Annotated in this window: 6 protein-coding genes; 1 reads left to right on the top strand and 5 read right to left on the bottom strand. The window is 39.4% G+C overall.

All coding sequences use genetic code 11. The features are described from left to right. Window positions 1-15 precede the first annotated feature (15 nt). Window positions 16-1,839: an excinuclease ABC subunit UvrC gene (gene uvrC, locus EZ444_RS08045; RefSeq protein WP_131608211.1), complete on the top strand. Its 1,824-nt coding sequence runs from the start codon at window positions 16-18 to the stop codon at window positions 1,837-1,839. 320 nt (window positions 1,840-2,159) lie between these two features. Here the strand turns inward: uvrC and EZ444_RS08040 are convergent, their stop codons facing one another. Genes EZ444_RS08040 through EZ444_RS08020 form a run of 5 tightly spaced genes read right to left on the bottom strand, consistent with a single transcriptional unit; the run spans window position 2,160 to window position 11,918 of the window. Beyond that, window positions 2,160-2,708: a DUF3885 domain-containing protein gene (locus EZ444_RS08040; RefSeq protein WP_131608210.1), complete on the bottom strand. Its 549-nt coding sequence runs from the start codon at window positions 2,706-2,708 to the stop codon at window positions 2,160-2,162. A gap of 2 nt (window positions 2,709-2,710) precedes the next feature. Beyond that, complete coding sequence (locus EZ444_RS08035; protein ID WP_131608209.1) at window positions 2,711-7,972, bottom strand: DUF6443 domain-containing protein; 5,262 nt, start codon at window positions 7,970-7,972, stop codon at window positions 2,711-2,713. A gap of 29 nt (window positions 7,973-8,001) precedes the next feature. Beyond that, a complete protein-coding gene (locus EZ444_RS08030; RefSeq protein ID WP_131608208.1) occupies window positions 8,002-8,388 on the bottom strand; it encodes a hypothetical protein in 387 nt (128 codons plus the stop codon). 3 nt (window positions 8,389-8,391) lie between these two features. Next, on the bottom strand, window positions 8,392-11,694 hold the full coding sequence (locus tag EZ444_RS08025; protein WP_165503557.1) for a hypothetical protein: 3,303 nt from the start codon (window positions 11,692-11,694) through the stop codon (window positions 8,392-8,394). Between the two features lie 44 nt (window positions 11,695-11,738). Continuing rightward, window positions 11,739-11,918, bottom strand: a complete 180-nt coding sequence (locus EZ444_RS08020) for a hypothetical protein (RefSeq protein WP_131608206.1) — start codon at window positions 11,916-11,918, stop codon at window positions 11,739-11,741. Window positions 11,919-12,601: the final 683 nt, after the last annotated feature.

Raw genomic sequence — 12,601 nt, 5'->3', positions numbered from 1 at the left:
GCATATTATATTTCAATGAGTGCTTTCGATTATAAAAAGGCCCTGTCCGACATTCCAAATAATCCTGGTGTATACCAGTATTGGGACGTTGATGGCACGCTCATTTATATCGGTAAGGCCAAGAATTTAAGAAACAGGGTTGGCTCTTATTTTAATAAGGACAACCAGATGAACGGAAAAACCAAGGTACTGGTTTCTAAAATCCGTAACATCACGTTTACCATTGTCGACACTGAGATTGATGCCTGGCTTTTAGAGAACAGTCTGATTAAAAAGCACCAGCCGAGGTACAACATCATGCTTAAAGATGATAAGACCTATCCATGGATCATCATCAAAAAAGAGCCCTTTCCGCGTTTATACTGGACCAGGAAAATGATTAAGGATGGTTCTACCTACTTTGGCCCATACGCCTCTGTAGGGATGATGCACACCATCCTTGATTTAATTAAAGAAACTTATCCCTTACGTACTTGTAACCTTCCCCTTAATGCTAAAAACATTGATGACGGGAAGTTCAAAGTATGTCTCGAATACCAAATAGGAAACTGCAAAGGTCCTTGCCAGGCTTATCAAACAGCGGCAGACTACGACTCAAATATTGAAGAGATCAAGGATATCCTGAACGGGAAAATTGGTAACGTGATCAAAGACGTCAATCAGGTCATTAAAAAAGCCGTTGCCGATTTAAACTTCGAGCTTGCCCACCAATACCAGCGCAAATTGCTGGTGCTTGAAAAATACCAAAGCAAGTCGACCGTTGTAAACAGTGCCATTACCAATATAGATGTGGTCAGCATTGCTTCAGATGAACGCTATGCATTTGTAAATTACCTGAAAGTGATGAACGGTAGCATCATTCAAACCCAAACGATCGAGATCAAGAAGCGTTTGGATGAAACCGATGAGGAACTATTGACTATCGCCATTACGGAGTTCCGTAACCGATTTAACAGTACTTCAAAAGAGATCATCGTTCCTTTCGACATTACACTGATCGATAAGAACCTGAAATTTACCGTCCCAAAATTGGGCGAAAAGAAAAAGCTACTTGAGCTTTCACAGAAAAATGTACTCTTCTTCAAAAAGGAGAAACTGAACCAATACGAGAAGTTAAACCCAGATTTACGGACAGACAGGATCCTTACGCAAATGCAAAAAGATCTTGGGCTTACTAAATTACCTCAACATATCGAATGTTTTGATAACTCCAACTTCCAGGGTGCCTATCCGGTTTCTGCAATTGTAGTGTTCAAAGATGCCAAACCTTCCAAAAAAGATTACAGACACTTCAACGTAAAAACCGTTGAGGGGCCTAACGATTTCGCCACAATGGAGGAAGCCGTTTACAGGCGATATAAGCGCATGCTTGAAGAAGAGGACCCGCTACCTCAACTGATCATCATTGATGGTGGTAAAGGCCAGCTTTCCTCTGCTATGACCAGTTTAAAAAAACTAGGCATCGAGAAGAAGGTAACAGTAATTGGAATTGCGAAACGACTGGAAGAATTATTCTTCCCCGGAGATCCTTATCCGCTGTATCTGGATAAGAAGTCTGAGACCTTAAAAGTGATTCAGCAGTTACGAGATGAGGCTCACAGGTTCGGTATTACCTTTCACAGGAAAAAGAGGGATCAAGGCACACTCAAAACGGAACTTGAACAAATTCCAGGTATTGGAAAAACTACCGCGGATAAGCTGCTTCAGCATTTCAAATCTGTAAAAAAGATCAAAGAGGCGAAGGAAGCGGAATTGGAAAAGGTGCTGAATAAAGCACAGTTGAAAGCCTTGCAGGGTTATTTTGGAAGTGATGGAAAACGGTCTATCCAACCCGATTAACCAACTATAATTCGAAAACAAGCTCGATGAGGAAGATCGTACAGTAGTCTTTAAGATCATTGACACCATGCTCATAAAAAAGAAGTTCAAGGATTTTTTAACAACAATATTGCTGCTTTATAGCGGATTTTCACAATAAACATCATGACAGAAACCAAGTTACACAGCTTTCTCTCTTTTGCCAAAGCAAAAGCAAACAGATTTTTGGACACCCAAAAACACAACTCGCAGGTATAACAACAAAATAGGCTGCATAAACACTTATACAGTCTATCAGCTAATTAGCAAAGCCCAGATCAACGACCACAGACTTTAGGATTTTATACATCATTAATCGCCCAACTAGAAAATCTATTTAAAAGTCCCTCAATAATTGCTTTATTAGGAGAATAAACATCCATCCCTCTATCATCATAAATGTTCATTATTATAGACCTATCGAAATCAACAAAATAACATGTTATATTTGCAGATGGTTCTTCAGCCATTTCATAATTAATTATTGAAGTAACAATTGGGCTTACTATAAGAGGAGAATACTTTTTTAGATACAAATACAATATATCTTCTTCGTTCTCATCTCTAAAATTCTTATCAGAAGTTTCTATAGCTAGACCAGCATTACTCAAGTCCATTTCACCCTCTTTATCCCATAATATAATACGCAACCATATTGGTAATCCATTAAAACAATATTGTAAAATTTGACTACTCCTGTCTTTCGCCTGGCTGACTCTATTTAGATCTGTTTCATCACCACCAAGTTCAAAGCGTAGTTTATTCTTAGTGAGCGATCGTAATGTTATCCTATCTATATCTCCAAATTTTTCAATAAATTGATTCTCAAAATCAATTGGGTTTTTTATCATGACTATCTTTTAAATATATTTAAATCCTTATCAGCCGTACCAACTCTTTTCAATTTAGTCCCCTGCTTTTCAAATACTTTCCAGCTACCGCCATTATGTCCATCAGCATCCTTGGAATAATATTTATTCCCCTTTTTGTATACCTTTTGCCCATGTGGTTTACCAAACTCTTTAGTCTCCTTAAAGCCATCAGGAAGTTCATCAGATTTCTCAGTAGAATTACTTTGGGAAAGTCCTAATTTATTACCATCCACACCTAATTTCACAAGAAAACTTGCTATAGCAGTTGTAAAAGCTAAATTATTTTCAGGTTTTGACTGCCATCTACCGAAATTCCACCCAACACTCCAACTAATAGTTCCTGCAGTTACAAAAGGCATAGTTCTAGCTAATGGTTTTGCTACAATAGATACTTCATTAAGTGCAAGGACTATTCCTACCGCTGCTGATCCGCCAGAATCAGGTTTTGGCGCGGGGGTAACCTTTCCTGTATCAGCAGCCATCCCATCGGGATCTATCATTAAAATAGGGTTATTCATCGCATAATTATACGGTGACTTATGATCAAATTCATCAGCAAGCGGGTCTATTGTACTGAAACGGCCTATCGCCGGATCATAGAAACGTGCCCCGTAATCTAACATCTTCTCCTGATCCTGCTTCTCTTTTCCGTTATACTGGTACTTATTTTCTGTACCTGACAAACTCTTCTGGATATCTAAACCAAAAGCATAGTAATCCGTCTCCTGGATTTTAGTAGCTACACCACCTTGAATATCAAAGTACACCCGTCCATTACCCAGGTGATCAGTTAATGTATATTCATATGAGTAATTAGTAGAGCCATTGCGCACAACCCGACCTGCCTCAGTATTTACAAACTTCAACACCCCATCCTCGTAATGGATATCACCAATATACTCATTATTTAAACTTACAGCACCACTTACTGTTTTTTTTAGTTTATTTCCCCCCGCGTCATAAGTATAGGCAATTACTGCACCATTGGCATTCATATCCGTTGGCAGGTTCAAATGATTATAAGTAATGTTACTGATGTTGTTTTCGGCATAACCGGCATTTGTTCTGGAGCTCATATTACCGTTCAGATCATACACATAACCAGTCGTACCAGGAAGCTGGAAAACAGAATTAACATTTGACGGAACATTATCTGTCACTGACTGTAACCTATTCCCACCGATCCCATAGTCGTAACCTAACTGATCCACCAATCCATGAGTCTGGTGATATCGGGTCAGAGACTGAATATTACCCATCACATCATAAGTCAATGTTTCATTGTTGCCCTCACTGCTAATACCTTGTTCCAAACGGTTCAGCTTGTTATAAGTATAATTGTAGTAATGACTAGTTCCCCATTCCTGCCTGCTGATGTTACCATTGTATTGAGCTGTCACTCCAGGCAACAGTTCATCATATTTCAGGTGTTGAGTAAACAATTCCGCAGTTTGGCTACTCAACCAACCCCTTGGATTATATTTATATTCCACGCTCTGCGCAAAAACCGGAGAACTTAAATTTGTGCTATGCAGATCCTTAAAATTCAGTTGGCCGATCTCATTATAGCGACTCTTTGATAACAACACCAACGGGTTTCCAGTTGAATAATTATCCCCGGTCTTTTGTCGCGTCGCGGTCTTTCTCCCCATATGATCGTACACGTATTCATTATACACATACAGATTTTCACTACCACCGACATAATGCTTTCGCGTACTTTCTTTCAACTCACCAACAAAACTATAAGTATTAGTGATCTCATCGTAATTATTCGAGCTTACAACACCGCCTAGGTAATGCTGGCTCTTGCTCTGGATTACCCGACCTTCCTGATCATAATAATTTATCGTTTGCAGCATATTACTTGTCCCAAGCACCCTGATCTTACTCGCAGTAAGCAATCCCTTTGTTCTCTCTGAACCAACCTGCCCCAGTGAGCTATTAGGTTGTCCAAATATATTACCAGGAAAATCATAATCATCATAGTAGTTTACACTATGAAAAACTATATTTCCATATTCTTCACCAGCCATAGGATGCGTCCGCACGGTATAACCATCAGTCCGACCAGTCGTACGTTCCTCCCATAATGGACCTGCTAGGGTATTGATATAATCATCCTGAACTACTTGCCGGCTTAAAGTGTTATTATTCTCCACCCCTGTCAATATCACTCTTCCAAGAGCATCATACTTTATCCAACTCCATTGATGATTAAATTTCTGATTGGCATCCTGAGTGTAAACAAGCTGGTCCAGTTTATTATAGACCATACTCTCCCAACCCTTGCCCGGAATTTTCTTTTCAATCAATCGCTTACGACCATCATAATGATAACCATAAATGTAATTCAGAAAAACACCATCAGCCTCAGTAAAGCCGGCAACACTTACCGCAGGAGGCAACACATACCTTAGGTTATCCAGATCATCATACACATAGTAAGTGGAAATATAGGTTCCGACTCCATCCTGCACTTTCTTTAAAACTACCTTTCCCTGCAAGTCTTTATACTCGATGCTTTCATTACCACTCTCATCTTTACTCACCATCTTATAAAGTGTTCCAGCATTGTAAGGAGATGTAACACTAGCCCCTCCAGTCTCAGAAACGATCCAGATATTCACCTCTCCGGCGACATTGGTTTCATAACTCATTCCTATCGTGTGCCCGCCACCAATCTGCCAGGATACCCCCGGAGCCCCTTGCTCCAATACCCTGTTTAACGGAGAAGGCTCAAACCTGGTCTCTGAAAACGGTGTATTAAATGCTACCGCATGCCCTGCATGCGGAGCATTATAATAATTAATCACTTCGGTTAACCCTCCCGCTTTATACGCCCCGTTATTATCTATACTGGCATATGGCAGGTACTTTTTGCTCTCCCTACCAAAGGCATCATAAGTTATCGGTACAACAATATCCTTCTTATCCGGACTGCCCTTAACCTGTACAGTTTGTAATGGTCTGCCCAGCCCATCAAAGTACTGAATCCCAGTCTGCACCTTATCCGGGTCACAACTTGCAGCTGTGACCGCTGCTACTGTCGTCAAACCAGCTTCCCTTGGGACATACGTCGTAATGTAATTCTGATCCTGACTAGCCTCCACACAAGCCAAAGCCGCATTAACCGCAAAACTCAATGTTGTACTATGGCTCCCTGCACCATTATATGCCGTAATGGTATAAGTCGTTAGTGGCGCCACAACTGTGGGTGTACCAGTGATTGTTCCATCTGTATCATTAAACGCCAAACCTGCAGGTAAAGCAGGACTGATCGTATAAGCCTTTATCAACGTCATCTTACGGACCAGATTAGCTGCATTTTCAACTACATACATGGCCCCATCAGCACCTTTGGAAATCCCAAATGGAGAGTTAAAACGCACCACAGCCCCTGTACCATTCACAGAACCAGCTGCAGTCGTGCCCGCAAATGTGCTGACCTCTCCCGCAGGGCTCACCTTACGGATCATGTTGTTCCCCTGATCAACAACATAAATATTCCCATCTTCATCCAATACCAGGTTATTGGGTGACCAAAACATTACACTAGCACCAGAACCATTTGCAAACCCTCTTGATCCGTTTCCCGCAACCGTACTCACCACACCCGAAGAACTAATTTTTCTTATCTTATCATTGGCCCGATCAGCTACATATAAATTACCTGCTGCATCAAATACCAGTCCCATAGGCAGGTTAAAACCAGCAGAGCCCAGCGCCCCATTTGCTGCCCCAGCACTCCCTGAACCCGCAAAATCACTCACCACGCCCAAGGGACTGATCTTCCTGATTTTATGGTTATAAGCATCCGATACATAAAGATTCCCTGAACCATCAAAAGCCAAACCCATGGGAAATTGGAAACTTGCAGCTGTTCCTGTTCCATTTGCAGAACCAATAGAACCACTCCCGGCAAAGGTACTCACGACACCAGATGGAGTAATTTTTCTAATCCGGTGGTTTTGCTGATCGGATACAAATATATTCCCGGATGAATTTATAGCCATAAAAGATGGATGACGAAATAAAGCCGAGGTACCAACTCCATCCGCATACCCTGCATAACCACCACCAGCAAAAGTTGTCACCACTCCCGACGGAGTAATCTTACGGATACTGTGATTACCCACATCAGCCACATACACATTGCCTGAAGCATCTACCGCTGCATTCAGCGGATTATTAAAACTCGCTCCAGTGCCCGTTCCATTTGCGGAACCTGGCCAGCCACTTCCGGCAAGCGTTGTCGTACTTTGACCACCAGACCAAACCGCACCGCCAGTATTAGAAGGACCTAATTGGTTAATGGCCATCCCTACTGTAAAAGAAGCAGGATTGCCATAAGCAATAACTGGAGCAGCCCCTAAAGGAATTGGCATCACACTAATGTTTGTGACAATGTCACCCACATTTGTACCGGCTCCTTCCGAAACCACATAATAAGTCCCGGCAGGAAGCGTCATTTGAATATAAGACTGGATCCCTGGACAAGCCGGCCCCGTATTATCATCATTGGTCGTGATCACCGTACCAGAACCATCCAACAAATGCATATAAGTATCAAACCAACTCCCGCAATGAGAAAGCGTTACTTCTGATTCACTTGTTAAAGTAAACTGATAGTAAATATCATTACTGGCTTGTCCGATGTTGTTTCCAAGACAATCATCGGCATTGCTACGGGTATCTGTATAACTTCCAGATCCACTAAAACTACCTGCATAAACGGGATTGTATATATCCGAGCCAACAGACGTCCCAGCCCCATTAGCCGCAAAGTCTAAAACAAAGTCTCCGGTATAGCTGCTGTATCCCTCCACAACAATATAGTAAGTCCCAGCTCCAAGAGTTGGATTAATAGCTGAAGCATTTCCCCCACAACCTTGATCATCATCCATATCTACCAGCCCCCCATTAATATCCAATAAATGAAGGTAAGTATCAAAATTACTGTTGCAAAGAGAAATGCTAACATCAGCAGTACTACTCAATGTAAAGGTATACCATACATCAGGACTCGACTGCCCATAGTTGTCGCTGAAACCATAACCATTGTTCTGGTAATCCGTAAAGCCATTATACCCGCAGCCATTTACAGGAATTAAAAAAGCATCATACATTGATGTGCCACTCTGGGCATGGGCACTCTGCCAGTTAAAATTTAACAATATAAAAAACAGGAATAACCAGTACCTGCATGAGGCTTTGGATATCGAGAAATGCAGAACTTTCATATATGGGGCGTTAAGAGAGCCAATGCTAATTAAAGTTGGTTTATTGGTTTAGCGGGAACCCGCTCTGTGGTCGGGATAATCTTCTCCTGCTGTGCAGGACTAAGCAGTCCTCGAAGCTTCTGGTTCTTTACCTCCATCAATGCGCTAATTCTAGTCCGCTTTGCCGCTTCATTCAGACTTGTGTCGGCTACAATGATGTTTAGGGCAGCTTTATAAGCATTCTGAACCTGGGCAACCTGCACAGCCTTTAGCGAATCTACGCCAAGGCTCTTCCGATAATAGTTCCGCTCCTGTTTTTGTCGCTGCACCGCTATTGAAGCATCTTGTTTCTGACTCTTTTGCTCTTGTCCGTAACTGTTAAAGACCATTCCCGTTAATATCAAAAACAGAAAAGTAAAATAGGATAGTAATTTCATTGCTTAATTTGTTTGGGGTTTATAATGATAATCGTAACTATTTACAATATTCCCTTGCCGGTCTTTAATACACTTCAACCGTTGAAAACTATCGTATTCATAATAAATCGTTTCACCTTTTGGATCAGTTTGGCTTGTCATACCAACCAAAGGAGAGTATGTGTAGGTAGTGATCTGAGATTTGGGCAAATTTGTACGAAGTGTATTCAAGTAATCCCTCAATGTATTATCATCAGTAATTCCAGATAAATAATCCTGGTTGATAAGTCCCGAAAGTTGTATATATTCTGCATTGATGATTTTGGCAACTGGATACAGTCCTTTGTACCCATATAGATATAGTTCTTTCATATTATCTGTATATTGCTGCTCTATAACATTTCCATAAGCATTATATATCGAAAAATTCAAATCAGCTTTATAACGTAGATCTTTTACAAAGACCCCATTACTATTTATATAACTTTTGCTAAATGAACTTAGAGGAACAGGAGTAATGATAGATAAAGAATAGGCTGTATCTGCCAAACCTCTATCCTCTTTAAAAGTCATTAAACTTCCTTTAACAACGTGATCTATTCCATTAATCGTCCGAATCAATAAGGATTCAATTGGCAGTAATTTATTTAAATTTGCTAATTGCTTCAATCCTTTCGCTTCATTTGAGGAAACAATGGTAGTATTGTAATCACTAGAATAATAAGTTTTTGTTTTAAGTAATCCCCCCGAACTTTCAGTAACAGTTTGAAAAGTTGGCAAGGCATGGTAAACCGAACCATGTGAAATATTATTTACAGAAATAACATTTGATATCCCATAATAATCCTTTGCTATTGATTCTTTTAAATAGTACCTGCAAACCGAGAGTCCGGACTCTGTGATCTTCAAAGCCCTATTAGGATCCCCATTGCAGGCTCCGGGCATTGGAGCAGGAATAAAACCACTAGTGAAACTAATTAATTCTAGCGTTTTAGGATGCATTTTAAAACTCAAGGTATCAGAAGAAAAATATTTGTTCTCAATAGAACGGACCAAATTATAGTTACCATCTTTAAAAACATAGTCTTTTTTGGATAGTATTTTCCCTGAAATCCAATTGGTCATCCATGGCATCATGTTACCACTCGACAGATTTCGTGTCCTATCAAATTCATAGCTTGTTTTCCCATGCAAACCTAAACTATCCATGTATTCTGTTACAAAAGGATATTCAATAACACTTCCAACAATTGGTACTATTGGATCACTTGATATAACATGAACGGTCGCGCTTGAATAGTCTGCTAAACCAAAATCCACCGATTCCTGATAGCGCTTTTCATAATAAGGAATGATTTCAAAATTCACCTTATTTAAACTATCGACATATTCATAGTATTTTCCAGAAATAACCTTTCCATTCTCTCCAATACTAGTTATGGACTTAATTCTATTGCCTCCTACAAAGTATGGCGGGAACACATCTGGATCCTCCGTAAGCAATTCAAAACTTGCTTCCAGTGGTACTAATCTATCATACTCATCAAAGGTATATCCTGCATTTAGCTGCACCCGGTATTCTCCAGGACTCAGATACACTCTTTTAGGAACAGACGTCCCTGTTGGATACATTGCATAACTTATTTCATTAGCAGAGGCTTCAGGGCCATAAATCCAAATTGATGAATGATTATCATGATAGTAATTATCTTGCTCTATTGAAGCATTTACATAGGCATACTTCCCCCTGGTTATCGTAAATGTTTTAGATATATTCGTTGTAAATACAGGAACATTATACATAACAGAGGCTGCACAAATTGTATCATAAGGCAAGTGCCATGATAAGAACCTATTATTTGTAATATCGGTATATAGCCTGACCTTAATCTGATTAGGCTCATAGGTTAATATTGAACTCCCGCCAGTTGGGTATTTAATTCCCTTAAGCAAACCACGCATACTATACGACGGATCAGCATTTCTATCTCCAACACGAATATCATTTGGCATTCCAAGCTGTTGATGGGGTTGATACAATGAAGATGGTGTGAATAATTCCTTATAATGAGCTTCAGGAAGTAGAGAAGCATTATACTTTCCATTATAATAGCCCCAATGATCCTTACCCTTGTCATAAAAGGCAGGAAAGCTCAAGTTTTCACCATAATATGAAAATTGCCAATTCCTAGCAACCTTGTTCTCTGAAATCTCTCTCACTGAGGTCAGTTTTAGTCTTTTGTCCGTATCAAAATACGATTGCAAAAACTCAAATTCTGACACCTTGTTATTTTGATAATTAGCTACTTTAAAGCCCATAATATAAGACATACTCCCTGTAGAAATTTTACTAACATCCAGTCTCCCTGTACTACTGTGAATAAACTTTATATATCCATTGTCTGTTATAATAGAATCAGGAAGTAAATGAGTCATTGACAAATAATATTTGGTGGTATCTAAATCAGACCTATATGGTATCATTCCAAAAGTACCCCCGGATCTAACGCCAGTAACTGATAGTCGTTCTCCCTTCTTAACTGTCTCAAAACCTGTCTCTTTATAAGTAAATCGCACTTTTCTGCCCTTTGCTGTTTCAATCTTCGTTAAAAAGATAGATGATGGAACATTTATCGGACTAATAAATGGATCTTGTTGAAAAGAAGTAACTCTACTTAATTCTGATTGCTGGAAATAGAAAGTATTTCCATTATTATCAATAATTTTAAATGAACCACCGCCAGGACCTACAGTAGAAAATTTAAGATCTGACTCTGGGTATGCTCTTATTTTTTGATCAACATCAAAATAAAAATTTCCAGAATGGCCTAGAAAGTTATAGCTATAAGTATCAGGCTCTCCTTCATACCGACCTGAAACCATACCTTCCTCATAATCACACCTTTCTACATAACTCAAATTCTGTCCTGCCTGTTGATAATAGTATAAAGATTTTCCGCTATACAAACCTGAGCCTATTTCAGAAAAATCATAGTTACCCCTTTGCGTAAGCGATATTACACCTCCCCAAAACAAATCCCATCCTAAACCTATCGAGGAAGGGATCTCATCAGTTTTTAAGCCATTATTATAATAATTTAATGAAATAGGAATTTCTAAATCTCCCAAACCAGCGGATAGCTTATAAAGTTCAATTGAAATTGAACTGGTGCCATTATTTAAAGAAACCGGAACTTCACCGTATTTTTGTATACCTGACGCAGTTGGCGACTTAGGAGTTATTTCTTCTAGCTTATAGCTATTTTGGCTATAGCATTCAATAGAAAATAACAATAATAGAAAGACAAACGGATAGACTTTATTCATATTTATTAAGTTAAAAATACCACGGATAGTTGTAGGCAATCCCATTATAAGGGGATTGTTAAGTCTGGAGTTCCAGTATAAAGACTAACCTGATTCTCCCCATAAGCTCCTAATGACACCGCATTTATGGCCGAGGGGATTATTGGATTGGGAAAATAAAATGAATTTAACACCAGAATCCTTAAAATAGATATGTCAGCATTTGACAGATTTAATATCATCATTTATAGAGTTATGTACACACAAGAAGAATTAATAATGCTTAATATTAACAAACCTCAGTGCAGTCTAGATGCATTTAAAAAAATAATGAAAAGAAAATTAAAGAATAGAAAACTCTGAAGTAAAGGCTAAAATCGCAGTGTTAACCAATTTTAAGAAAAAATCAAATTATCTTCAGTGCACAAAATCGACAATACCATTCTTAAAACAATAGAATATCCATCAAGAGCAAATTCTTCACCATCCATTGGACTGAACTTACTGAGATACAGAGCAGTAATATGAATTCGCATTACGCGATCGTACAGCCCTCAAAAAAACACCGCTTAACCTGAAACAGCCAGTACTCACTAATCTTTATTCTTAAGAGACTCAGTCCTCCCTTAATTTCGACTGAATCTCACGCGTGTTGGCATTTCAATTCAGGAATTCGCATTCTCAACTCCTATGATCGTACTTGACAGCTAGCTGATGAGATCGAAGACCTCGAACCCACTGTTTAAGCACAATTGAAAGCGCTACTAGATTACTTTGTTAAGAGCAAGGAATTGTAGGGTCTTAGCGTTAACACGGCCGTCGTAACTCGGTCGTCATCCTGAATTTATTTCAGGACCTCGCACCTGTTATTCAAAAAATATGCTCAAGAGTGATCCTGAAATAAATTCAGGATGACGACCGCACATAA

The organism is Pedobacter hiemivivus (genome assembly GCF_004331685.1).
Taxonomy (GTDB): domain Bacteria; phylum Bacteroidota; class Bacteroidia; order Sphingobacteriales; family Sphingobacteriaceae; genus Pedobacter; species Pedobacter hiemivivus.
Note: the sequence above shows the minus strand (reverse complement) of the source record. Positions and strands in the feature narration are given on the sequence as shown.